A 25,131-nucleotide genomic window follows, 5' to 3' on the forward strand; every position below is an offset into this window, starting at 1 on the left:
TGCTCGGCAAAGTATGTAGGCGCTGTTTGGCATCCAAGCTGTGATTCTAATTTACCATAGTTTAATTGGCTCGCGTGTTTCCGTCAATCGTTTTATCCATTCTGCTAATATATGGACGGGATTAGAGCTGATTTTGGCGATAAAAGTCGCGAAGCAGCTCATCCATAACCCGATTTGTCCGCGCGGCCGTCTGTCCTGTACTTGGGCTTTTCCCCACACCTCTAAGCTCATCCACGACCATCCCGATCAAAGGCTGTTGCACATGGGCCGGATTCGGAATCGTGAACTCCTGCACTTGACCGTCCGCTGTCTCCAAACGAAGATCCCCGCCAAACGTTGAAAAAATGACTTTGCCGAGACTTCCGACAATCTCGTTCACATCACTGCGCTTGTAGCTGTTAAAGCTCCAAATGCCCGTTCCCATCACACCTGATTCAAAAGCATACGCCGTTGTCACGATATCTTCGACTTGCAGTTGTCCGCTCTGATTGCGAGCAAAGCCTTTGACCTCGCCAATCGGCCCCAGCAAATAGTCCAAAACATCCAGCGTGTGGCTAGCTAAATCGACGAAAAGTCCGCCTCCCGAAAGCTCAGGCTGCAATCGCCACGGCAGATCCTGACCCTGGTCTTCTCTGAGCATTTGCAGATAAGTCGTATGGACGAACCGGATTTCCCCCAAAACACCGCTGTCCAGCAGTTCTTTAATTTGAATAAACTTCGGCAGACCCCGGCGATAATAAGCAACGAAAAGCGGTACCCCAGCCACTTCACACGCGTCGATCATCTCCAGACACTCCCCGTGATTCCTAGCCATGGGCTTTTCCACATAAACCGGCTTCCCTGCTTTAGCCGCCATCAACGTATATTCATGATGAAAACCAGGCGGCGTGGCGACATATATGGCATTGACATCCGGATCATGAATAAGCGCATTCGCGTCATCATACCATTTAGCAACGCCGTGTCTTCTCGCGTAATCTTCCGCCAACGCGCCATTGCGCCGCATAACGGCCACGAGCTCAGAACCCGCCACCTTTTGGAGGGCCGGTCCGCTTTTAATTTCGGTCACATCTCCACAACCAATAATTCCCCAACGCACTTTATCCATTAACGCGTATCCCTCCAGATCATCTTTTGAATGCTACTTTACTTATTCGACAACAGCACTCTTCCTCCTTTTGTATAGTGGCACACTATTTTCCATTGAAATTGGCACTATATTTAGCCCATTTCCCTTGTTACAATACCGTTAAATTTAAAGAAGCAGGTGAAAAGCAACATGTACATTCCTTCCTATTTTAAAATAAAAGATGACGACATCATGTATGAGGTTATCGAACAAAATGGCTTTGCGACCCTGGTTTCGCAGCATGACGGCCACCCGATGGCAACCCACTTGCCGCTTACGCTTGATCGCACCAACAAATGCTTGTATGGACATGTTGCTCGTCCGAATCCGCAGTGGAGAGATCTTCAGCAGCAGGAGGTCCTGGTCATCTTTCAAGGGCCGCACAGCTATATCTCTCCCTCCTGGTACGAAACCAGCGATTCCGTTCCGACATGGAATTACATGGCTGTTCACGTATACGGGCAAGCCGAGCTCATCGACGATGAGGATGAAGTGATGTCCTCTATGAGAAGCTTGATTGAAAAATATGAGGAGCCCGATAGCCCCTATGATTTAGAATCCGTAGACTCCACCTACTTATCCGGTCTAAGTAAAGGCATTCAAGGCTTCAAAATCCACATATCGGACATGGAGGGTAAGGCCAAATTAAGCCAAAATCATCCCGTTCAGCGCCAAGAACTCGTCATTCAGAGGCTGGAAGCTCTCAATCGAGAGAATGAACGGAGTATCGCTGCTTTGATGAGAAAAAACCTTGAGCTTCTTTAAAGTCGAAGATGGGGAACTACGGGCCTCTATTCCGTGAGAATGAGCCAATCTCATCGGGGAATTGGAACTACGGGCCTTTATTTCTCCCATCCTGCTCCAAATGTAAGGTTCTTGGGCGGAATAAGAACCTGTAGTTTCGTTCATACCCTGAATACAACCAATCTAGCTCAAATAGCGCCCTGTAGTTCCGCCGAGCTGCCTGCTCTCAAGGGAAACATACTCTCGACTGCACAAAGGGCTGTTTCAAAAGCAAACTAATCTGCTTTTGAAACAGCCCTTACTTAGAAACCTGATCTGCAGCAAGCCGCTGCTGGTTATCCTAGTTACCGATGAGAAGGAGCCTCCATGGGAGCCAACGCCTCCTCAGGCATCAAACCTGAGTCCGCGGCGAATTGCTCCTGCAGTTGAAGCTGCTGCGTAGCAAACTCGCGGTACATGTCATGCGACTCCAGCAGTTCCTGATGCGTTCCGCTGTCGGTCACCACGCCTTTGTCCAGGAAGATAATCTGGTCGGCATCCACCACCGTCGATAAGCGATGCGCGATGACCAGCGTCGTCCTTCCTTGCATGAGATTCTGCAGCGCCTGCTGCACCACAACCTCGGACTTGCTGTCCAAACTGGACGTCGCTTCGTCCAGCATCAAAATCTTCGGATCGCGCAGCAAAGCTCGCGCAATCGCAATCCGCTGCCGCTGTCCGCCGGACAGCTTAATGCCGCGCTCGCCGACTTCCGTTTCATACTGCTGCGGCAGCTCCTCAATAAATGTATCCGCATAAGCCATCTGCGAAGCCCGCTTCAGCTCCTCCAGCGTTACCTCACGCTGCAAGCCATAACAGATATTATCCCGGATCGTACCTGCTATCAGCGGACTCTCCTGTGAAACATAACCGATCTGGCTGCGCCAGGAAATAAGCGAGAACTGATCAATCGGATCGGACCCTAAGGTAACAGAGCCCTTCTGCGGCGTATAGAATCTCTCGAGCAAGGAGAACGTCGTTGTCTTCCCGCTTCCGCTCGGCCCTACGATGGCCGTCACTTTGCCGGCTTCCATCGTGAAACTGACATTTTTCAGGACAGACTCCCCTTCTTTGTAGCCATAGGTCACATGATCAAAATGAATCGACTGTGAAGCATTCGCTACGGGCACACCTGCATGCGGATTTTCTTCTTCATGATCCAGCACTTTGAGGATGGTATCCGTTGCTCCCATCGCTTTTTGAGCCTGATTGAAAAACTGTGTGATCTGCGTAATCGGCATGACAATTTGGAATAAATAGAGCATGAACGCCACCAATTGACCTGCGGTTATCGCGCCTGAAGCCACTCGCATACCGCCATAACCGAACAGAACAACAAACAGCATCAGCATAACAAACGTTACAAGCGGCGCCATTAAGGCTTGAATCTTACCCTCGCGAAGTCCAAATTTAAACAGTCTTTGAATCCCTGAGCTGCCTTCTTGGTACTCTACAGGTTCGGCATTCGCTGCCTTCACCAAGCGGATCTCGGATAGGACACGATTGAGCACAGAAGTGAAACTTGCTGTCTCAGCCTGCATGCCCTTGGAGATTTTGAACATTTGCCGACCCAGTGGAAAAAGGATGAGGAAAGCTATCGGGAATACGCTGAACATGATGAGCGTCATTTTCCAATCCATATACAAGAGCACCGCAATAGAACCAATAATTGAAATAATACCTGTCACGAACCCTGACATATGCTCGGCGATTAGGCCCTTAATCACAGCGGTATCATTGGTCATCCGGGAGATCGTATCGCCCGTCTGATTATTATCGTAATAGCGAACCGGCAGCACCAGAAGCTTTTTCCATAGTCGCTCACGAATGCCGGCCACAACGCTTTGACCCGCGTGATTTAATAAATAAACCGAGACGCCCGAGGCAATTGCCGAACCAACAAAAGCGATCGCCATGCCGGTAATCTGCATCCAATTCAAATTGTCGAGCGAAAAGCTGTCGACCACATTTTTCGTAAATAACGGTATCACAAGCCCTGCCAATGTTGAAATAATGCTTAATCCTAATGCTATGCCTAGAAGAAGCTTGGGTGGATTCGCCTGCATGATCAAGCGGATGAATCCCCGCCAATTGCTTGCGCTCTGAGGCGCTTCTTTCCTTGTAACTGCCATGTATCTCTACTCCTTTACCCGATCGAATATTCATCCGTCATCTGAATGATTCTTTGCTTTTCAGTATCTCTTTGCAAAATGAATCATACACCTGTATTTTAAACGGAATATAAACAGGAACGAATCGGTCGGGGGATGTAGAGGGGCTCATCTCAAGCCTTATGCCTCCGTAGAAATCTGCCAAATCACACCGAACGGGTCTTCAAGTCGACCGAACATCGTACCCCAAAACATGCGTTCAAAGGGCATGATCACATGACCACCCTGGGATAACGCTTCGAAAATACGCCTCGCCTCTTCTTCACCCTTAAACTCCAATGTCAAATCCAACCCCTTGCCTCTATCCACCGATTCCGTACCTGCATCCGCCATGAAAAAGCGTAAACCAAGCGCCTGAAGTTCCAAATGAAGCACCCGATCCTTCATGGACTCATCAGCCCCCGGCATATCTGCGAACGTACGCAAGCTGACGATCTCTCCGCCAAACGCTTTTACATAAAAGTCCGACTGCTCTCTTGCATTTCTGCTATAAAAATAAGGTGTTAATGTCGCCACGGTGATTCCTCCTATTATGGTGTTGATACAAGCTAGAACCGGCTCTGCGCCTTCGTCCTTCTAATTTTGTTTTTTGCTGTTTCTTTCTATACAATATAGGGGTAAGACTACATATAGATGATCTCGAGGAGGTAATTCGATGAATACATTTACTTATTATAATCCAACCACGCTACATTTCGGACAGGGGACACTCGAGAAATTAACTGCGGAGGTACCCAAATACGGTAAGAACGTGCTGCTCGTATACGGCGGCGGAAGCATTAAACTAAACGGTATTTACACCCAAGTTGTTCACCTGTTGAAAGGCATCGATGCTTCAATTTTCGAGCTGAGCGGTGTTGAGCCTAACCCAAGGCTTACAACGGTCCACCGCGGTGTGGAAATGTGCCGAACTCAGAACATCGACTTAATCCTCGCTGTAGGTGGAGGCAGCGTCATCGACTGTGCCAAAGCGATTGCCGTCGGCGCCAAATATGAGGGTAACTTCTGGGATATCGTTACGCGTAAAGCATCCGCAACTGGGGCGCTGCCGTTAGGCACCGTGCTGACGATTGCTGCAACGGGTTCGGAGATGAACTCCGGCTCAGTGATTACTAATTGGGAGACCAAAGAGAAGCTCGGTTGGGGCAGCCCCTTCTCCTTCCCGAAATTTTCAATCCTGGATCCCGCTCACACAACTTCCTTGCCTGAAAATCAAACCGTATACGGTATGGTCGATATCATGTCACACGTTTTTGAGCAATATTTCCATCATGTCGATAATACACTTCTTCAAGATGGCTTTTGTGAAACCATTCTTCGCACCGTGATCGATACGGCGCCTCGCTTGCTGCAGGATCTCACGGATCTGGAGAACCGCGCGACGATTTTATACAGTGGCACAATGGCGCTGAACGGGACGCTTAGCATGGGAGTTCGCGGCGACTGGGCGACGCATAATCTCGAGCATGCGGTGTCAGCCGTTCATGATATCCCGCACGGCGGAGGCCTTGCCATTCTATTCCCGAACTGGATGACCTACACGCTGGATGCCAATGTAGCTCGGTACAAGCAGTTCGCGCAGCGCGTCTTCGGCGTTACAACTACCGGCAAAACGGACCGCCAGGTAGCTGAGGAAGGTATCGCGGAGCTTCGCGGGTTCCTTAACTCCATCGGCGCGCCAAGTCGCCTAGCGGATTACGACATCGACGATTCCACGATCGAGCTGATGGCGGACAAAGCGATGGTGTACGGCGATTTCGGCAACTTCAAAAAGCTTACACGCGAGGATGTCGTTAACATTTACCGGATGTCCCTATAAAAAGGAGCTATCCTTGAGCAGAGTCTTTGCTTGAGGATAGCTCTTTTTTTATAGCCAAGCGGCCGGATCCCAGCGAAATAGAGGCCCCTAGTTCCCTCCATTCTGCCAAATGGTGGATTCGGGGACAAATAGGGGACTGTAGTTCCCACTACCTACCGCAGCACCGTATAATCTCGCCACTCCTCCGGCAGCAACCGCTGATACAGCGGCTGCAGGTACCGGTCGTCAATCAGCAGCAGCACGCCATGATCCGTTTCGGAGCGGATGAGCCGGCCGCCGGCCTGCTGCACTTTGTTCATACCGGGAAAGACGTAGGCGTACTCGTAGCCGTTTTTGCCCGTGTCTTCGAGGTAAGCCTTAATCAGATTGCGCTCAGGTCCGAGCTGAGGCAGCCCTACGCCAACAACTGCCACTCCGGTCAGTCGCTCGCCAACCAAATCGATGCCCTCCGAGAAGATGCCGCCCATCACGGCGAAGCCGACCAGCGTGCCATCACGCCCTGCTTGGAATTCGGCCAAGTACTGCTCCCGCTCCTCTTCCGGCATCTGAACCGTCTGAACCAGGACACGCAACTGGCTATCCTCTCCCTGCTCACCTACAAGATCCGTAAAGGCCTCATAGACACTACTCATATACGCATATGAGGGGAAAAACACAAAATAGTTGCCCGAACGACGGGTCACCATCTGATAAATCGAACGGGCAATCGCCTCTCGGCTTCGCTCGCGATCCTGATACCGGGTCGACAGCGGCTGGACGAAAACCTCCAGCTGTTCCTTGGCAAAAGGCGAAGGCACGCTCACGGAGTAATCCTCTTCGCCCGCTCCCAGCGTGTCCATGAAAAAGGACAGCGGCGAAAGGGTCGCCGAGAAGAACACATGCGAGCGATAGCCTTTCCCCATCTGCCGGAGCAGATGGGAGGGATCCAGGCAGAAGAGCTTCACACTGACTTCGTTACGATCAGACGTGAACAATGTCATATAGCGTTCATCGTATAGCTTAGCAATGCGGACCAAATTGTGAGCTGCGAAGTAAGTCTCCAGGAGCAGCGGGCTCGCAGGGCTTCCGCCGCTTGCAGCCAGCTCCTTTTCAGCGCTTGCAAGAAAACCATCGAGCAGCGCCAAGAGATCCTCCGGCAGTTCCGGTTCCACCAGCATCTGGCGGTCTCCAATTCTTTTGCGCAGCGTAATGAAATATTGGTTGATGGCCTTAGCTGTATCGTGCAAATCTGCGCGAACACCTTTGAACTCCCGCTGCAGCGCAAGAAATCCGGATTTGGAGAGCGTGCTGCTGTACATTTCCCGCGCCCGGTCAATCAAATTGTGCGCTTCATCCACGAGCAAAGTCGTATGCCGCCTCTGCTCCTCGAACAACCTTTTTAAATTGACACGCGGGTCAAATATGTAATTGTAATCGCAAATCACCGCATCCGCGGCATAAGCGACATCGAGGGAAAATTCAAAGGGACAAACCCGATGCTTCCGTGCATACGACTCAATGACCGTACGCGTCATAATCGTCTCCGATTGAAGAAGATCGAGCACAGCGCCGTTAATGCGGTCGTAATAACCATCGGCGAATTCACAGTGCTCCTTGGTGCAGCGGACTTCGTCCTTCAGACACACCTTCTCCTTCGCCGTGATGGTCACGACATGCAGCTGAAGGCCATGTGCCTGAAGCAGGCCATACGCTTCCTCTGCCGCCGTGCGAGTGATCGTCTTCGCCGTCAAATAAAAAATCCGCTGCAGCAGCCCCTCGCCAATCGCTTTCACCGACGGAAACAAGGTCGACATGGTCTTCCCGATACCGGTCGGCGCTTTGGCAAACAGCTTACGCCCTTCGCTGATCGTTTTGTACACCGCTCCTGCCAGTTTCCGCTGGCCTTCACGATAAGCTGGAAATGGAAATGCCAGCTCTTTGATACTGCGATTCCTTCGCTGCTCATGCTCATAAATTGCTTGTGCGTAGGGGTAATACTGCTCCACTACGTCATGCACGAACTGCTCCAACTCGCTGAACGAAGCTTCCTTCACAAATCGGCGCGTATCTTCCGTCTCCACCTGCATATACGTAAGTTGAACCCGCATATGATGAAGCTCGCGATCTTTGGCTACCATATAGGCATAGCACATCGCTTGCGCCCAATGCACGGGATACGAATCTTCTTCGATGTCGCTGATGTCCGAGGAAGTAGACTTGATCTCATCCACCGTCACAGGACCGCCGTCCGCGTCTTGAAGAAGACCGTCGCACCGCCCGTCAATCACGAACAGGAGCTCCCGGCAAGCAATTTCAGCGGAAACATACACTTCATGCTGATCCGATTCGCCATATTGCTTCTGCAGTTTTTGGTGTGCCTTCGTGCCTTCAACCAGCGCAGCGCTTGTCCGAAAGCCGGACTCAATACTCCCTCTGCGAAATACATATTCGACCAGAGAGCGCACGGAAATGTTGATCGTTTCAGCCATTCGTCCTTCTCCGTTCTAGAACATTTGTTCTTTATTGTAGCATGCGGACGGACCAAATATCTACTTTTTCAGGAAGGGAGCCCCATGTTCTATTTCAGTAAGATCTTCCTTAAACTGCTGCGAATGAACAACAAGTTCATCTATAGTCTGGCCTTTCTTTTCATCCTTCTATCTGCTATCAGTGCTTATATGTTGGAAAAAGAAACCTTCGGCAGCGTCTTCAACGGACTTTGGTGGGTGATGACAACCGTGACCACCACGGGGTATGGAGACTATGCGCCAAAAACCGTGGCCGGCAAGTGCCTCGGCATCTTTCTGTATATTTTCGGAATTGGGCTCATCTCCGTCACGATCAGCAAAGTCGTCGATTCATTATTCGTATACAGACAGCGAAAGGAAGCGGGCAAATTGAGATATCAAGGTGAACAGCATTTCGTCATCATTGATTGGAGCAAAAATGCGGAGCTGGCGATCCAGGAGATTTTGAACACCGACACTTCAACTGAGGTCGTACTGATCGATACTCATGAGAAAACACCGATCGTACATAATAGGGTCCATTATATAAGAGGCAATCCTACCCATATGGAAACTTTGGAGATGGCGAATATGGAAAAAGCCCGCTCCGTCTTCATCTTCGCCAATGAGATCACAGAAGACCAAGCTATGCTGCGCGACCCTTCCTTTGTCGATGGCAAAACACTGCTAGTCGCCACAACCATCGAGCGCAATTACCGCAACGTCCACTCCATCGTCGAGATTAAAAACAGCGAAAATATGCAAAATTTCCAACATGTTAACGTGAATGAATTTATCCTCGGCTCCGAGACCATTTCGCAGCTTGCCGTTCGCTCGGCTTTTTCACCGGGATCGTCACGGATTGTTTCGCAGCTCTTGACTAGGCAGTCCAGCAGCAGCCTTCAAGTGCTTAGTAAAAGGAGCTCTTGGCGCACATACCGCGACGCTTTTGAGCAGCTGCTCCTTGAGGGGGCGACACTGATCTCCGACCGGGATCAACTGAATATTAACCAGAAGTTAGACCAGCTCATCCCCGAGGATGCGCAGCTTTTCGTCATCTGTGATGCGGAAACCTACGAGCGACTCTCTAAGCTAAAATAAAACAAATAGGACACCAACCTCTCCGCGCAGCGCAGAAAAATGGTGTCCTCTAACTTTACTCGTCTATTCAACCCTTCGGCTTAGTAGCCTGTGCCGGCTGAACCCAACGAAACGGTGTCGTATTCCAAAATAAATCCGGATTCACCTGTACATTATGCGCCCAAAATGTAAAGTGCAAATGCGGTCCTGTCGAGAACCCTGTCGTGCCCACGAGCCCGATAATGTCGCCCTGCTTCACCCGGTCCCCTGTTTTGACCCGCAGCTCGGAGAGATGCGCGTACTGCGAAAAAAGCCCCATCCCATGATCGAGATAAATGGAATTGCCGGTCAAATACAAGCTCTCGGCCAACGCCACGATCCCGTCATTGGTCGCTTTGATCGGCGTGCCTTCCTTCGCGGCCAGATCAACCGCCATATGAGCGCTATCGTACTTCCCGTTCACGTAACGGGTGTACCCATATGGCGTCGTCAAAATCCCCTCGATGGGCTTCACGAACGGCCCGCTGAACAGAAATTCCGGCTCGGACTTGCTTCGCGCCAGATCGATTTTCTTCTGATCGGCGTTGATACGCGCCGTATCCTGCTTCATGCTCTCCATCTCCGACGTAACCTTGAGATACTGCGTCTCGAACTTCTTCGCCACTATGGTGAGTGTCTGATCGCCGATCGGGTATTTGCCGGGCTTTGCACTCATTGAAATCGGCAAATAGGTGAAATACCCCGCTCCATATGGCTGGAGCGTGTACGTTTTGTTCAGCCAGGTAATCGTCCCTGGCTCATCGTGACGAACAAGCACCGCATCTCCGGGCGCCGCGCTCTCAGGTATGAGCTTCCATTTGGCGCTCATGATCCCTTTCGCCGCTTCCTTCGTGGCGTAAAGATCCTTTTCCTTCGCCAGCTGCTGCAAATGGCCCTTCTCCTTGAGGATGGCTTCCTTGACCTCCGCGGTCATGCCATCCACCCAAGATTGCCCGCCGTCTACGGTGATCAGCAGCGGATTCTTCGCATCCTTGCTGCTGGCCGGCAGCGCCCAACCAATACGCGGTGTCAGGAACTGTGTTTGCTTCACCGGTAACGCAGCCCCGCCTAACGTGGCCGTCGACGGGGTAGGGCTAGAACCATCTCCAGCTTCCAAGCTGAGCAGCTCAGCTAGCGTACCATCGACGGCTGTTTCCGCAGCAGCCACTTCTTCAGCGGCCGGTTGCCACATGCCGCCGCCATCCTCTGTCGCCGCGATCCCATCGGCGTATTTCACCCAGCCATGGTCCAGATCGACCATGCGGAATTCCAATGCCTCTCTAGGCGGAGGCGTGGGCACCGGTGTTGCTGCAGCCAGAGCATCCTTCCCGGCAACCTTCCAAGAAGAGACCGGACCAAACGGCGATTTGCCGATCACGATGACGACACATGCCGCAAGCACACAAGCGCCTACCAGCAGCGGCCATTGCCGGCGTTTTTTTGATTTCACAGCCTCTATTCCTCCCTCGCTTGCGATGGGCTAATTTCTTCCAATACGTGTCCATAATAACATAAAAAACCCGAAGACAGCAGGGTCTCCGGGTTTTTGTTATATTAAATTTGAACGCCTTTTTTGAGCGCTTTCTGATCAATGCTCGTGTTATTAACTAAAGGAAGTAACTTGACGCTTCGAACCATAGTGGACTGACACAAGTGGCAAGTCGGAACGTGATCAAATGTAAAATTATCTCGCATCCAGCCTTTACAACCTTCTTGTTCACAAGACCATATTGTCACATTTTCTAGAGGCATCTCTTCAAAGGACTTTTTTCTGGAATACATGATGGACCTCCTCAGCGTTTTACGTAAGTAAACTTCAATAGCTAAATTGAAAAAAGACTGCCATTACAAAGTAAAGGCAGTCTTTTAAATTATATTACAGTTTTACAACGTTTTCTGCTTGTGGTCCGCGGTTGCCTTGAACAACGCTGAACTCAACTTGTTGACCTTCATCCAAAGTTTTGAAACCTTCGCCTTGGATAGCGGAGAAGTGAACGAATACATCGTTGCCGCCTTCAACTTCGATGAAACCGAAACCTTTTTCTGCGTTAAACCATTTTACTGTACCAGTAGCCATGAGAAATACCTCCAAAAATTATTAACATGTTTTTTATTCTTCAAAGAGAAAAAATTCACACATTGCAAAAGGTTCACTAACAAAAATGAAAACCCTTTACAATATGTGAATTCAGGTTCTTTTTGTCGATTGGATTCATCATAACATATCACATTTGAAAACGCAAACTATTTCCAATTCTTACATGCTAATGAAATCGCTTACCCGACCCTGTTGATGAATAAAAAAGAATGCGTCCCCAACTTTAGTCTAGGTAGTTACTTGGTCCCCGGACCGTTTGCCGCTTCAGGCAGCGATTCTATACTGAAGGTATCGTAAACACTTAGGAGGGGCTTCATTTTGTACAACATAAGTATTGGAACTATTCTGGCAGCTTCGTTGCTATTCGTGATATTCACCTGGATCGGGAGTGTGAAAGCTTCTCGACTGCTCTATAGCCGCACCATTGAACGCATGCATCGCAAAACGCGCAAGCTGTTGTTTTGGGCCTGGTTCCCAATCATTCCGGCGGCCGCTATTCTAGGGGCTATCGCTTGGATACAGCAGACTATGCTCACTACCTTTTGGATCGATCACGTGTTCATCCAAGCACCGCTGATCCTTTTGCCGCTTCTAACCATCTGGTTCATAGCCGTGCCTAAACTGCTCAAGCTGCGCTCGATCACCAAACAGCCACAAGGTGACACGGAGCAGGAAGCGACTGTTGATTCAACAGCACACTTGAGAGCCGCCGCTCCAGGCCTCATCATTCCTTTTCAAATGACAGCGCTCGCCGCATTAACTTCCTTTTATTTCGCCCTAGTTCCGCCTGTTCCGTTCAAATGGCTTGATATTTCCATACCGCTGGCTGTCTTCGTCTTGGCAACGGCAGCACTTTGGTGGAGACATCAGTTCCGTTATAGGGAGGTAAGCAAAATGGAAGCTTATACGGCTCCGGCCTTTTGGAAACGAGGCTTGGCTATGCTCAGTGTACTCGCCGTGCTGGGAGCATCAGGTTATTATCTTTTTAACTATGCCATGGACAAAAGTGAGCTGCCACCCGAAATCGATATGGCAAGCGGGACGCATGATTACGGCGGTCTGATGCCGGCCGATATGAGTCAGCATAATCACCAAAGCGGAATGGCCGATATGAGTCAGCATAATCACCAAAGCGGAATGGCCGCAATGACCAGCAATTCAGGCAAAATGATCTCTGTTGCCGACCTGACGGGCCCGCGCGAGGGGATACCGGATCGTCATTTTACACTAACCGCTCAGAAAAAGACTGTCACACTCAGTTCCGGCAAAACTGTCGATGCCTGGACGTACAACGGGCAAATTCCGGGACCCGAGCTTCGCATGAAAGAGGGTGAGTTAATTGAGGTTACACTCATTAACCAGGATATTGAGCAAGGTGTTACCGCACATTGGCATGGTCTGGATGTGCCGAATGCCGAAGATGGCGTTGCCGGGGCCACGCAAAACGCGGTCATGCCAGGTGAAACGTATACGTACCGCTTTCGCGCCGAGCAGGTCGGCACATTCTGGTATCACTCTCATCAGGACTCACGCGAAGCCGTCAGCATGGGACTCTTCGGGGCGTTAATCGTGGAGCCGAAAACGGAACCTTTTCAGCCTGTAAAAGACATTACCGTGATGACGCATCGTTGGAAAGGGGCTTCGATTGCCGTTGGCGCCTCAGATCAACTCGAACGCATGGCGATCGCTCCAGGAACGCCTGTCCGAATGCGGCTGATTAACACGGACGATTGGGTGAATCAGAACTACACGCTCGTTGGCACACATTTTGAAGTGGCGGCTATTGATGGAACAGAACTGAATAAGCCCGATGTGTTAACGAATACCCACGTAGTTGTGCCTACAGGTGGACGGTATGATATCACGTTCATCATGCCTGAGCGTCCAGTCTACTTAAATGTAGGAGAGAATCGGAGCGGAGGCATCCTTATGTCTTCCGATGGCAGTGGGGACGTCCCCGAGATTCCGCCTACCGTAGCATTCGATCCTCTTATCTATGGTAGCCCCGCGGCAACCGCTTTTGATGCAAGCAGCCGCTTCGATAGAGAATTTACGCTAATTCTGGACAATAAGCTCGGCATTTTTAACCGCAAATTTGATTTCCTCTATACTTTGAATGGAGGAGTATTCCCGAATGCGCCGATGTTTATGGTGAAGGAAGGGGATCTCGTTAAAACAACCTTCATTAACCGAGGGAATGTTGACCACCCGATGCATTTGCACGGACATCACGTGCTTGTCCTGTCGCACAATGGCAAGCCCTCAACTGGCAGCCCTTGGTGGTCCGATACGCTGGACGTACTGCCTGGGGAGACGTATGAGGTCGCCTTTGTAGCCAATAATCCGGGATTATGGATGGATCACTGCCACAACCTTGTGCATGCCGCCGCAGGCATGTCGATGCACCTCATGTATGAAGGCGTGACGCCCCCTTATGCCGTGGGCAGCGGAACACAAAATCATCCCGAGTAAAAAGAGGGAGGGGATGTAGGGTTTGTGTTAGCATTCATAACATTTCGTTGACAAAATACTGATGTCCGTTTACGCTAGAGAAAAGCAGGAACGACACGAACTGAATAATCTCTTTCGTATAACCTTAATAATTGGATTAAGGGTCTCTACTTAGAAACCGTAAATTTCTAGCTACGAAGAATGTGCGCATTTGCATATTTTTCGTGGCTAGTTTTTTTATGTTCCTGACGTCATACAATAAACAGAAGTAGGAGGTTTATGCCCATGGCGACAATTCTTATTAAGCAGGCAGAAATAGTAACAATGAACCGCGACGGGGATATTTTCGTTGGGGATATTCTCATTGAAGATGACAGGATTAAGGCCATTGGACCTGACTTAGATGTGGACGCCGCACAGGTGGATAAGGTGATTGATGCCAAAAACCGAACGGTCATTCCAGGCTTCGTGCAGACTCATATTCATTTATGCCAAACGTTGTTCCGAGGCAAAGGGGACGATCTGGAGCTGATGGATTGGCTGAAACAGCGGATTTGGCCGCTGGAAGCTTCCCACGACGAGGAATCCATTTATTATTCCGCCTTACTCGGCATCGGCGAGTTGATTCAAAGCGGTACAACGACCATCGTAGATATGGAGACGGTGCATCATACCGACTTCGCCTTCCAAGCCATCGCATCGAGCGGGATCCGCGCTTTGTCCGGCAAAGTGATGATGGACAAGGGCGATGAGGTGCCATTTCCCTTGCAAGAAAAAACATCCGAATCGATTCAGCAAAGCGTCGATTTGCTCGAAAAATGGAACGGCCACGACGGCGGCCGCATCCAGTACGCGTTCTCGCCGCGATTCGTCATCTCTTGCACAGAGGAGCTGCTGCGTGAAGTACGCAGCTTATCCGAGCAGTACCAAGTGAAAGTGCATACGCACGCATCCGAGAATTTGGGCGAGATTGAGATTGTGCAGGCCGAGACCGGCATGCGCAATGTCGTGTATCTCGACCATCTGGGCTTAGCGAATGAGCGCCTCATTCTGGCGCACTGCATTTGGCTGGATGATGAGGAGAAGCGCATCATCCATGAGCGAGGCGTCCATGTGAGCCACTGCCCAGGCTCGAACCTGAAGCTTGCTTCGGGCATTGCCGAGACGCCCGACATGCTGAAGCTCGACATCTCCGTCTCGCTTGGCGCTGATGGCGCACCGTGCAACAACAATCTCGACATGTTCAACGAGATGCGGTTGGCTGCGCTCATCCAGAAGCCCGTGCACGGACCGACGGCGATGAACGCGCAGACGGTCTTCCGCATGGCGACCATCGGCGGTGCCCGTGCGGTCGGTATGGAGCAAGAGATCGGAAGCCTCGAAGTCGGCAAGAAAGCCGACTTGGCGATCCTCGATCTCATCAATTTTCACACGTATCCGTCCTTCGACGTGGATCCGATCTCGCGCATCGTGTACTCTGCGACACGCGCGGATGTGGAGACAACGATCATTAACGGTCGGATCGTCATGGAAAACCGCATCATGCGGACGATCGACAAGGACATTGTCCTGCCTGAGGCCAACCGCTCGATCCAGCGCCTGCTGAAGCGCGCTAATCTGCGCTAACAAGCAAAAGCCAGCCTTCCACCGTATTCCGGTGAGGGCTGGCTTTTATCCACTACTTACCCCAAAGCAGCTTCCCAGCCTCCAGCTTCGTAAGTTTCGTAACATCGCGCCCTGCGTCTTTCTTCAGAATAGCTTCCTTCTGCGTTTTAGTAGCCGGTTCATTCCGAAGGATCGCATCTAAATTATCATATGCCACTTTCTTGATCAGTGCAGGATCTCCGATAGCATCCATGACACGATACATCGCCTCGATGGCAGCATCCTCGCTTGCAAGTCCAAAGCCGGAGTCAGTGCTGAGCATAAACTTGTCAGGGAACTGTTTCATAACAGGTAGAAAATCCTCGATCCGATTCGAACTTTCCAGATTAAACACGGTAAATCCAGCAAAAAAATCCATATAGATGTTATCATATTTCTCTAATAATCGTTTAATATTCTCAGGTGAATTGTAGGCATTTGCATGACCGAAAATGAAGGTTGTTTTGGGATGCGCAGCCAAGGCTTCCTCCAATTTATCAATCACAAAGCCATTCGGCGGGTCGATATGGATTAGAATCGGCGCTTGATACTCCGCGCACAACTCATAAATTTGCGGTAGAAAGCCGTCCATAGGGTCCTTAGCCTTCCATTGCACTTTCGATACAACGGGAGAATTATACGAAGCGGCAGCAATTTCACCTAGTCCAAAATAACCTTGTTCCAGATTATTCCTCACGGTCTCCAAACTAGAAGGATCATGCAGATCAAAACCTGAGAAATACGGCACGAAGAAATCAGGCCTTTCTATATAGGCATCCCAGGCATAGGCATCGGTTCGAATTGCACTTGATTCCGATACATCCCCGAAAAGAATCACGCGATCCATCGCATCCCGCTTCCACATATTTTGCATGCTTATGTACTTCGAGTCGCTCGCATCATGGTTATGCGCATCCGAAAGCGGTATAGAGCTGTACAACTTAAGTAAATCGTTGAAACTTTTTTTCACAACCGCGGGTGGTGTAGTCTCAACAGGTGTTGCCTCGGTTGCCGCCAGGGAGGTTACAACCTCTGTCGGGTTACTTGTGCTTTCTCTGAAATTAAGTGAGCTCAGCCCCCAAAGCCCGCCCCCAATACATACGCAAACGCTTACACCAACTAGCATGCTTGACCTTTTTTTAGGCATCTTAGACACTCCACTCCTTTAGCCAATCCCCTAACGTGAGTTATGCACTTCGAGCGAATCTACGTTGATTTTAACATTAATTAATTACATATATTTCAATTATTTTTCCATATGTTGGTTTACCGCTATGTATCTTACTTTAAATATCCTTCATATGAAATAGGCTGATCCTACTATTTGAAAACATTATAATATTTGAGAAATATTTTCCTTTTTATGGAAGTATACAGTAGATGGTAATCATATACGTCGAAGCACTTTTAATGAAAAAAGTAATTCGAAAAGTACCGTTTTCGTAACACATGCCTGCTCAGTTTAAGAAAATATCAAGTATAATGCAGGTATAATTACCTAAATATTTAGATATTTATACCTAGGTTATTAATTGTGTGCTTGCGAGCTGCTCAGGAGGCGAAGAAGATGCAGAAAGTTAACAGTACTCCCTTGAAATGGGGCTGGACAATTCGGAAGAAGCTTATGGCCTTTTGTCTATTGTTGTTATTGATCCCTACACTTTCACTATCAATAACCGGTTACTTTAACGCCAAAGATGAAACCGACAGGCTTATTGAGAAAAACCTCGAGAACAGCGTCAAACTAATGGTTCAAAATATCATTCAACTGGATACTCTGGTGAAGAACGGTCAATTAACCAGGCAGCAAGCGGAGGAAGACGCTAAACTTATCATGCTAGGCAGCAAGCAGGCAGATGGGACAAGACCGATTAATCGCAATATTGATTTGGGTGTGAATGGCTACTATTTTGTGCTTAATGACAAGGGAGAGCTGCAAGCGCATCCGAGTCTGGAAGGCCAGAACATCTGGGATAAACAGTCGTCGGACGGCATTTATTACATACAGGACATGATTAAACAGGGGCAAAACGGCGGCGGGTTTACGTTTTACAATTGGCCGTTGCCGGGTAGCAGCAAGGAAGCGCTGAAAATCGCTTATGCGCTCAAGGTGCAGGAGTGGAATTGGATTGTTGCGGCGGGATCCTACTACCAGGACTACAATGAAGGGCAGGCTCGCATGTTGCACTCCACGATCACGGTGCTGGTGATCTGCCTTGTGCTCGGAGCGGCGGGAGTTATTTTATTTTCAAACCATATTTCCAAACCGATTAAAAAGATTGCCGCCGAAGCTCGGAAGATGGCGACAGGCGATCTGACTTCGGATGCCTTGCGCATTAAGAACAGGGATGAGATCGGCAAGCTGGCCAGTGATTTTACGACGATGAGTACGAATTTAAAATCGCTTGTGAAGCAAGTGATGCATAGCTCGGATCAAGTTTCCAGTGCCTCCCAAACGCTGCAGTCCTCTATTGAGGAAACGACGCAAGCTTCAAGGAACATAGCGGAGTCCACGCAGCAGATTGCGGCCGGCATCGAAACCCAAGCGATGAGCTCGGAGCAAAGTTCCAAGGCGATGGAAGAAATGACGCAGGGCATTCTGCGAATTGCCGATACCTCCTCGCAAGCTTATGAAACATCGATTCAATCGAAGACGGAAGCGGAATATGGCTTCGGGCTGATCGAGCAGTCGATTGCCAAAATGCAGTCTGTGCAGCAAGCGGTCAACAATATCTCCAAGGTGATGGAGACGTTGAATGTGCGCTCCCAGGAAATTAGCGGCATCGTCACTGTGATGTCGGATATCGCCTCGCAAACGAGCTTGCTTTCGCTGAATGCGTCCATTGAGGCCGCACGGGCTGGGGAACAGGGCCGTGGGTTTGCCGTTGTTGCGTCCGAGGTGAAAAAGCTGGCGGAAATGTCGAAACATTCGTCCGAGCAGATCAATGAGCTTGTCTTCCAAGTGCAGGCGGACATCGCTTCGGCTTCCAGTTCGACCGTTCAAGGCATCGATGAATTCCAGCAAGGCATGCTCGCTATCGAACAAACAGGAACAGCATTTGCTAAAATTGTGGAAACGGCCCAAGGCGTCGTAGGCCAAATTCAGGAGGCTTCGGCAGCATCTGAGCAAATGTCGGCAAGCTCCCAAGAGATTACCGCCACGTTGCAGGAACTGGATCGCATTGCCGGGCATTCGGCCAGAAGTTCTGAAGCGATTACCGCTGCCACAGAAGAACAAATAGCCACGATGGATGAGATCGCGATATCCTCCAGCTCTCTGAATCACATGGCGACGACCCTCAAGGAGATGGCACATCGGTTTCATATTAAAGAATAGGCGGTATAGCAAATGTCTTGTATACGCGCAGTTCTATAAAAAGAGCGACTGGAAAATTTTCCAGTCGCTCTCTGTTTAATTGAAACCTCACTGCCCGCACGGCCCACTCGCAGCTGTTCCTGACGAGTTCCCGGTATACGGGATGCTGGAAGGACGCCGCCTGATGCCCTGGCATCAGGTAGACGACCCGGCCCAAGCCAAAGTTATGCGACCAGCCTAGCGGACCTATAGTTCTCTAAAACTCACCTGAGACTAAAGTACAAGTTTCCGATTCCCTTCTTCGACCATATACTATTGCATTCATTAAATACAGGGAAGGAGGGACTACAATGGTCCACTTCTCAAAGCCCCTTATACAAACTAAGGTCCAAGTAAAGATTATACAAACCCATAACCCGCAAGTTATCAAAATTGTGCCTGTGGCTGGCCAAGTCGGCGATATTCGCGTTAATTCATCTACAAACCGCGTCTATTATGTCTTTGGCGAAAATCTAGTAGGCGTGCTGGACGGTAACACGAATAAAGTGATCGGCAGTGTGCAGACGGGGGAGGGCGCTACATTTCTGGCAGTGAACACGCGTACCAACCTAATTTATTCAACAAACTTCCGAGCTGCTAACGTCACTGTTATTAATGGAAAAACGAACAAGGTCATCACTAACGTACCTGTCGGCGAGCGCCCTTTTGGCATTGCTGTTCATCGCATAAGCAACCGCATTTATGTCGCCAATACGAGTGGAACGATAAGCGTGATCGACGGCGGCACCAACCGTGTTCTGAAAACCATAAGAGTCGGCGGATCACCGGCCCTTATCGCTATCGACGAACGAACCAATCGGATCTATGTCACAAATGTAATGAAGGACTCCGTTCATGTGATCGACGGCTCTACATTGAGCGTAATCAAAACGATTAAAGTAGGCAAAAATCCGATTATCACGCCAGGTATCATCCCCGAGAAGAATCGGATTTATGTAGCTAATAATCTAAGCCGATTTGCCTCTGTGATATCAGGGACAACGCTCGGTAAAAGCACGCCCATTCAACTCGGAGAACTCCAAAGCGAGCTTGCCGTAAATGCCCTGACGAATCGCATCTATTTAACAAGCGCTCAGCAGGAGGGGAAAGGCAAGTTGTTCGTTGTTAGCGGGCTAACCAATACAATTACGGCAACCTTGTCCATTCCCACGTTCTCTTCACTTCTCGTCAACCCGTTGACGAACCGTTATTATGTCGGAGATACAGACACCCGAAATTTGTTCGTGTATAGCGGATTAACGAATCGGCTGCTGGTCAAGCTGCGAACGGGGCAGTCAGCAGGGAGCATGGCCTTGAATAAACGAAGCAACCGGATTTATGTCGGCAACGAAAACTCGATCACTGTCATTCAAGATTACAAATAACAAATAAGCCCCAAAACCCACAGAAGGTGGGCTTGGAGGCTTGTTTGCGTTGATGCTGGTCTTGGTTGGTCTTGGTTGGTCTTGGTTGGTCTTGGTTGGTCTTGGTCGTTCATGTTGGTCTTGGTCGGTCTTGGTCTTGGTTGATCTTGGTCAGTCTTGTCCTTGGTTCGTTTTGGTCTTGGTTTGCGTTGAATTTGGTCTTAACCCTCGCTGCTTGAGCGAAGAGTGGTATTTTTGCGCTGTACAGCTTTCATCAGATCAGCGTTGGTTGCATGTTCATCAGCCATATGAATCAACGCACCGACATCTTTCGGCAAACATTTGCCGCCGTAGCCGCGATTGTCCTCATAGACGAAGGTGTGGCTTCGCCCTATTCTTGGATCCTCCAGCCACACCTCGCGCAGTTCATTGTAATCAATGCCGTGGGCTCCGGCAATATCATAAAACTCGTTGCAAAACGATACTTTAAGCGCAAGGAAGCAGTTCTCCATATACTTCGCCAGCTCTGCGGTACGGGCATCCGTCTGCCGAATTCGAACCTCTGCGTTGTACACTTGCTGGTAGGCGCGAATGACGAAGGAGATGTCAGCCGATTGTCCACCAAATGTTAGCCATGTCCGGTGACGCAAATCTGAGAAATGATGGTCGACGGTTTCCCCATAATATTCGGGTTGAAACACGATTCTTTTCCCTGTCCGTTCCTTCATTGCATCTGTAAAGCCGACAGGGACGGTCGATCGAATCACAATCACAGTAGCGCTCAGCCACGAGATTACTTCCTCTACAATTGAGGTATCACATTGACCGTCCGGAAGCGAGGGAGTTGGCACACACACAAAAGCTACCTCGCAAGCGTTTACCTCCGATTTGCTGCCTATTTCCATAGGTGCATCATACACAGACGCATTCGGAAATAATACGTGAATCGCTTTTCCCACATGTCCGTAGCCAACAATACCCATTTTTATCATATAACCCTCGCTCCTTCTCATTCGCTGTTTACAACGCGCTAGATGCTGCTAAGCTGCAACCTGATCTTCCTTTTCCTGCTCCCGCTCATGGCGCTTTTTCTGTACACCCAGCAGGATGAAGACCAAGAAATAATATCCCCAATAACCAACGAACTCCTCTAAGGAAGGATTTTGCGTATAGCCTAGGAATGCTTTAAAAAATATCCCAACTTGACCGCTAAGCAGCGGCTCTTTGCCGTAATCCCGAAGATACTGCACTCCGTCGATAGGGTGTTCCGGCATAAAGCCCGTTATATTATAGATTTCACCTATTTGGTGACCTGCTGTTCGATATAAACTACCCATAATACCTAAGTCTTGCATGATTCCAATCGCCTGAACGAATAGGCCTGCTGAGATCATCATCAGAAATACAGCGGTTATGCGGAAAAATGTACCTAAGCGAATCTTTTTTGTTCCTTTGAAAAAAAGAAGCCCAACCACGATCGCCAATATAAGTCCAAATAGTGCTCCCCAGCTTTCAAGCGCCTTCTGAATGTTGCCGCCTGTGATTGCTGCGAAGAAGAAAACCGTTTCCACCCCTTCACGCACAACGACCAGAAAGGAATGAACAATCATATTCATTGCGCCGCCAATGGTCAGAATATGAGCAACCTTACTCTGAACTTTTCCTTGCAGCTCACTGCTTTGCTTGCCCATGAACATGATCATATGGGTTAACAGACCGGATGAAATCAGCATAATCCCGATTTTCATGTAATTCTGACTGCCCATACTTGCAAATCCCGTTAACAACACCTGGAAAGCTAGGGCTAATCCATAACTAACGATTACGGCGAAAAACACGCCAACCCACACCCATTTATGCCACTTCATCGCATCAATACGGGTTAAATAGGTAAGGATGACACCAACAATAAGAATAGCTTCAAGCGCTTCACGAAACGTAATGAGAAATGCCTGTAAATCCATAGTTCTCCCCCAGTCCTCTATCATCCCTTCATACGGAAAGACACTTGCGCGTTAGTAGCGGCACAAGTGTCTTTCTATGAGCGAAAAGATTAACGAAGGATAATGATGTCCCCGTTTTGGTAGAATACGCCGTATCCGAACAATTCAGCTACTGCACGTAATGGAATGAAAGAACTGCCGTTTTCAAGAACAACCGGTTGATCCAGTTTGACCTTCTCATTCACTTTCCCATTCTCAACAACTTGGTCGGAACCAGCCACGATTTCTGTTTTCTTGCCATCTTTCGTAATAACAATAGTCTGCGTAGCTTCTACCCATTCAATTTGCGCATCAATCGCTTGAGCAATAACACGAACCGGTACTAGTGTACGGCCGCTCTCTTGATTGACGAACGGAGCGTTCTCAGCTGTGAATGCAGCGCCATTGACTTTATAAGCCTTGTCGCCAACTTTTAAGCTTGAACCATCTTTGTCAACGAGGTACTTTAAGATTTCGAAACCAGCTTCTCTGGTAGCCGCAACATCGGATTTATCAACCGCTTCTGTTAATTCCGTGGCTGCAACACTTGCAGCAGCATATTTCTCTTTACCTAGGAAAACTTCCTGGCTAGCAAGGAACATAGTGCCTTCCGCTACATAACCACGAGCACCTTGTAAGTCCCCAGCATCTTGCTTAACAAATACTTGATTGATGTACTCGGATACTTTCCCAATCATTGTACGTTGAAGCGCATCGCCGATCTCATCCTTCTTGATTTTGCTAGCATCGCCTGAAGCGAAGGCATTTTTCACGAAATCAGCATCAGCTGGGCTTCCGCCTTTAAGGTATGTATACACAGGCATGAAAAGGAAGTAGCCTTCAGTAATAGCTTTCGGTTGATCAGCCGGTGCAGCTAATCCAACGTTTTCAGCGTAGGTATAGGCGGCTAATGCGTAGTTCTTAATTAACGTTTTGTCAAGAATTTGACGGTGGAAGTTGAAGTCGTTCAAGTTGTTATCTTTGATATCTTTCTGGATTAATTCAATCGTTGTTTTCAAAAGAGGAACCATGTTCAAGCTGAACTTTGTATCACGTTTCGTAACGTTCGCCTGCAAAGCGCCTTCATAGACTTGAACCACTTTATCGAAAGCAGCCGTTGCTCCAGCAACGTCACCTTTGGTCAACGCAGGACGAACTTGGTTGCTCATCAGATCACGAAGGTAAAAGAAGAAATACCATTGCAAACCTTTGTCGATAGCTTCTTTGGCTTGGCCTACTTGCAAATCGCCTTTAATGGCTGCGTCCAGTACAAGCAGGATGTTTGCATCGATTTTAGGATCATCAGCTTTAATGTTCACGTCAAGACGTTTTACATCCGTTTGGAATTTATCTACGTATAATTTCTTAACATCAGCAAGTACGGTTTTATCTGTAAAAAGAGCTTTGATATCCGTGAACGCTTGAAGTTTATCAGAAATCGTTTGATCTTCTTTGATTTGGAATTTAGTTTCTGCAAAAGCAACGGATGTTACAGTAACGACACTGGATAGAGCGATGGATGCACTTAAAACTACAGCTAGAAATTTACGCATGAGTTTCTCCCCTAATCATTCAATTTATTGGTTGACCTTACGATTTAAATCCACTTCCTCTTGCGGGCAACCCATATACCCCCACCTAGTAAAACAATGACCCCACCGATGACGGCTATGCTCACAAATGAGTTTGTTTTGTCTGTACGCTGCATAGGTGCGTGTGCGGACGCTTCTTTGACAGGCTCGGCTTGTTTCGCTGTTGTGCTTGCAGTGTCAGCTGCTTTAGCAGGCGCTGCAGTAGCTGCTGCTGTTGCAGCAGGCATTGTCGAAGCTGCTTCTGTAGTCGGCGTTGCACTTGGACTCGGACTCGGGCTTGGACTAGCCGATGCAGACGCAGACGGCTCGGGCGCCTTCGTCTCCACGGCAGCTGCCGCATCCGGTACTATTGTTTCCGTTGGTTTAGCTTCTTTCTCCGCAGCAACAGGCTGATCTGGCTTAGCTGTCGGCTCAGACTTCACTACGGGCTCCGTTCTAGGTGTTTCTGTCGGTTGAGCGACAGGCGTCGGCTCACTTGTCGCAGCAGGCGCTGCAGCCGCTTGGTAAGGAAATACCGGCTTCACTTTACTGTAGATGAAGTTAACCTTCTCTTTAAAAACGTCAGGCTGTACCGGCTTCTTCCCGACTCCGAACAAACCTGGGTTCCCTAAGGCATCGAGCGCCTCATCAAAAGCTTTCTCGATATCCGCTTTGCCTGAACTCATATAAGGCTGCAGCGTATCATAGGTCGCTTTGGCCTTAGCAAGCAACAGTTTGGATGCTGCATAATCGTCGATCCCCTGTATGGCGTAAGTAAAACGCCGATCCAGGTTCATGACGAGCACCCCTTTAAAATTTGCAATGACCGCCTTGCTGTCTTTCGCCTTAAAATTAGCATCTAAGGTGCTGCCAACCGCTTCGCCAAAGTGAGATATGATTTCTGCTCTTCTCTCTTGATAGGCGCTCTCCGCAGCGTTCCAATCGTTCGCCCCGTTACCAATGCTGGATTGCACTAGCTTGAACGTTTCAGCTACATCTTCTGTATTGGCATCCCCGTAGGAATAAGCCAGAGCTGATACCGGCAGAATGACTAACGTTGTCAGAATTACCAGTAGACCAGCCAAAAAATGTCGTTTCAATTCTTCACCCCCAAACCATTTTTTAAATATTTAGAATATTTTTTATTCCGAGTCTATTA

The 25,131-nt window shown here is 49.1% G+C and carries 19 protein-coding genes and 1 riboswitch; of the genes, 7 read left to right on the forward strand and 12 right to left on the reverse strand.

The window, feature by feature from the left end; genetic code table 11:
• Positions 1 to 121: 121 nt before the first annotated feature.
• The gene (locus ACKTT9_RS37575) at positions 122 to 1,108 is read right to left on the reverse strand and encodes a Gfo/Idh/MocA family protein (protein ID WP_407869949.1); all 987 of its coding nucleotides are present in this window, start codon (positions 1,106 to 1,108) and stop codon (positions 122 to 124) included.
• Between the two features lie 171 nt (positions 1,109 to 1,279).
• Between ACKTT9_RS37575 and ACKTT9_RS37580 the strand changes: the two genes are divergently transcribed.
• Positions 1,280 to 1,894, forward strand: a complete 615-nt coding sequence (locus ACKTT9_RS37580; RefSeq protein WP_407869950.1) for an FMN-binding negative transcriptional regulator — start codon at positions 1,280 to 1,282, stop codon at positions 1,892 to 1,894.
• 323 nt (positions 1,895 to 2,217) lie between these two features.
• Here ACKTT9_RS37580 and ACKTT9_RS37585 read toward each other — a convergent pair whose 3' ends face one another.
• Both ACKTT9_RS37585 and ACKTT9_RS37590 read right to left on the reverse strand, forming a co-directional pair.
• A complete protein-coding gene (locus ACKTT9_RS37585) occupies positions 2,218 to 4,044 on the reverse strand; it encodes an ABC transporter ATP-binding protein (RefSeq protein WP_407869951.1) in 1,827 nt (608 codons plus the stop codon).
• 159 nt (positions 4,045 to 4,203) lie between these two features.
• Positions 4,204 to 4,599: a VOC family protein gene (locus ACKTT9_RS37590; RefSeq protein WP_407869952.1), complete on the reverse strand. Its 396-nt coding sequence runs from the start codon at positions 4,597 to 4,599 to the stop codon at positions 4,204 to 4,206.
• A 139-nt stretch (positions 4,600 to 4,738) separates the two neighbouring features.
• Between ACKTT9_RS37590 and ACKTT9_RS37595 the strand changes: the two genes are divergently transcribed.
• Positions 4,739 to 5,902 (forward strand): iron-containing alcohol dehydrogenase, encoded by a 1,164-nt coding sequence (locus ACKTT9_RS37595; protein ID WP_157318368.1) that lies wholly within the window; start codon positions 4,739 to 4,741, stop codon positions 5,900 to 5,902.
• Between the two features lie 152 nt (positions 5,903 to 6,054).
• Here ACKTT9_RS37595 and ACKTT9_RS37600 read toward each other — a convergent pair whose 3' ends face one another.
• Positions 6,055 to 8,370: an ATP-dependent DNA helicase gene (locus tag ACKTT9_RS37600; protein WP_407869953.1), complete on the reverse strand. Its 2,316-nt coding sequence runs from the start codon at positions 8,368 to 8,370 to the stop codon at positions 6,055 to 6,057.
• Between the two features lie 84 nt (positions 8,371 to 8,454).
• Here ACKTT9_RS37600 and ACKTT9_RS37605 point away from each other — a divergent pair, with 84 nt between their 5' ends.
• Positions 8,455 to 9,489 carry a potassium channel family protein gene (locus tag ACKTT9_RS37605; protein ID WP_157318370.1) on the forward strand — a complete coding sequence of 345 codons (1,035 nt, stop codon included), beginning with the start codon at positions 8,455 to 8,457 and terminating at the stop codon, positions 9,487 to 9,489.
• Between the two features lie 67 nt (positions 9,490 to 9,556).
• On the opposite strand, the gene ACKTT9_RS37610 is transcribed toward ACKTT9_RS37605, so the two are convergent.
• The 3 genes from ACKTT9_RS37610 to ACKTT9_RS37620 form a co-directional block, all read right to left on the reverse strand.
• Entirely contained in the window at positions 9,557 to 10,957 is a 1,401-nt protein-coding gene (locus tag ACKTT9_RS37610) for a M23 family metallopeptidase (protein WP_407869954.1), read from the reverse strand.
• Between the two features lie 104 nt (positions 10,958 to 11,061).
• A complete protein-coding gene (locus ACKTT9_RS37615; RefSeq protein WP_157318371.1) occupies positions 11,062 to 11,289 on the reverse strand; it encodes a cold-shock protein in 228 nt (75 codons plus the stop codon).
• 94 nt (positions 11,290 to 11,383) lie between these two features.
• Positions 11,384 to 11,584, reverse strand: a complete 201-nt coding sequence (locus tag ACKTT9_RS37620) for a cold-shock protein (protein WP_127453854.1) — start codon at positions 11,582 to 11,584, stop codon at positions 11,384 to 11,386.
• 339 nt (positions 11,585 to 11,923) lie between these two features.
• Here ACKTT9_RS37620 and ACKTT9_RS37625 point away from each other — a divergent pair, with 339 nt between their 5' ends.
• Together ACKTT9_RS37625 and ACKTT9_RS37630 are read left to right on the forward strand one after the other, a co-directional pair.
• Positions 11,924 to 14,077, forward strand: coding sequence for a multicopper oxidase family protein (locus ACKTT9_RS37625; RefSeq protein WP_407869955.1), 2,154 nt, complete (start codon positions 11,924 to 11,926; stop codon positions 14,075 to 14,077).
• A 94-nt stretch (positions 14,078 to 14,171) separates the two neighbouring features.
• Positions 14,172 to 14,271: riboswitch (purine riboswitch) on the forward strand.
• Between the two features lie 70 nt (positions 14,272 to 14,341).
• The gene (locus ACKTT9_RS37630) at positions 14,342 to 15,682 is read left to right on the forward strand and encodes a 5'-deoxyadenosine deaminase (RefSeq protein WP_407869956.1); all 1,341 of its coding nucleotides are present in this window, start codon (positions 14,342 to 14,344) and stop codon (positions 15,680 to 15,682) included.
• Between the two features lie 52 nt (positions 15,683 to 15,734).
• Here the strand turns inward: ACKTT9_RS37630 and ACKTT9_RS37635 are convergent, their stop codons facing one another.
• Entirely contained in the window at positions 15,735 to 16,847 is a 1,113-nt protein-coding gene (locus ACKTT9_RS37635; RefSeq protein WP_407869957.1) for an amidohydrolase family protein, read from the reverse strand.
• 420 nt (positions 16,848 to 17,267) lie between these two features.
• Here ACKTT9_RS37635 and ACKTT9_RS37640 point away from each other — a divergent pair, with 420 nt between their 5' ends.
• Complete coding sequence (locus ACKTT9_RS37640; protein WP_407869958.1) at positions 17,268 to 19,037, forward strand: methyl-accepting chemotaxis protein; 1,770 nt, start codon at positions 17,268 to 17,270, stop codon at positions 19,035 to 19,037.
• 329 nt (positions 19,038 to 19,366) lie between these two features.
• The gene (locus ACKTT9_RS37645) at positions 19,367 to 20,440 is read left to right on the forward strand and encodes a YncE family protein (RefSeq protein WP_407869959.1); all 1,074 of its coding nucleotides are present in this window, start codon (positions 19,367 to 19,369) and stop codon (positions 20,438 to 20,440) included.
• Between the two features lie 200 nt (positions 20,441 to 20,640).
• Here ACKTT9_RS37645 and ACKTT9_RS37650 read toward each other — a convergent pair whose 3' ends face one another.
• From ACKTT9_RS37650 to ACKTT9_RS37665, 4 genes are all read right to left on the reverse strand, one after another.
• Entirely contained in the window at positions 20,641 to 21,411 is a 771-nt protein-coding gene (locus tag ACKTT9_RS37650) for a hypothetical protein (protein ID WP_407869960.1), read from the reverse strand.
• Between the two features lie 48 nt (positions 21,412 to 21,459).
• Entirely contained in the window at positions 21,460 to 22,383 is a 924-nt protein-coding gene (locus ACKTT9_RS37655; RefSeq protein WP_407869961.1) for an FTR1 family protein, read from the reverse strand.
• Between the two features lie 89 nt (positions 22,384 to 22,472).
• The gene (locus ACKTT9_RS37660; protein ID WP_407869962.1) at positions 22,473 to 23,954 is read right to left on the reverse strand and encodes a copper amine oxidase N-terminal domain-containing protein; all 1,482 of its coding nucleotides are present in this window, start codon (positions 23,952 to 23,954) and stop codon (positions 22,473 to 22,475) included.
• Positions 23,955 to 23,998: 44 nt separating this feature from the next.
• Positions 23,999 to 25,072 carry a hypothetical protein gene (locus ACKTT9_RS37665; RefSeq protein WP_407869963.1) on the reverse strand — a complete coding sequence of 358 codons (1,074 nt, stop codon included), beginning with the start codon at positions 25,070 to 25,072 and terminating at the stop codon, positions 23,999 to 24,001.
• Between the last annotated feature and the right edge of the window lie 59 nt (positions 25,073 to 25,131).

Origin of the sequence: Paenibacillus sp. P36 (assembly GCF_045866505.1) — a bacterium.
GTDB classification, from domain to species: domain Bacteria; phylum Bacillota; class Bacilli; order Paenibacillales; family NBRC-103111; genus Paenibacillus_E; species Paenibacillus_E chondroitinus.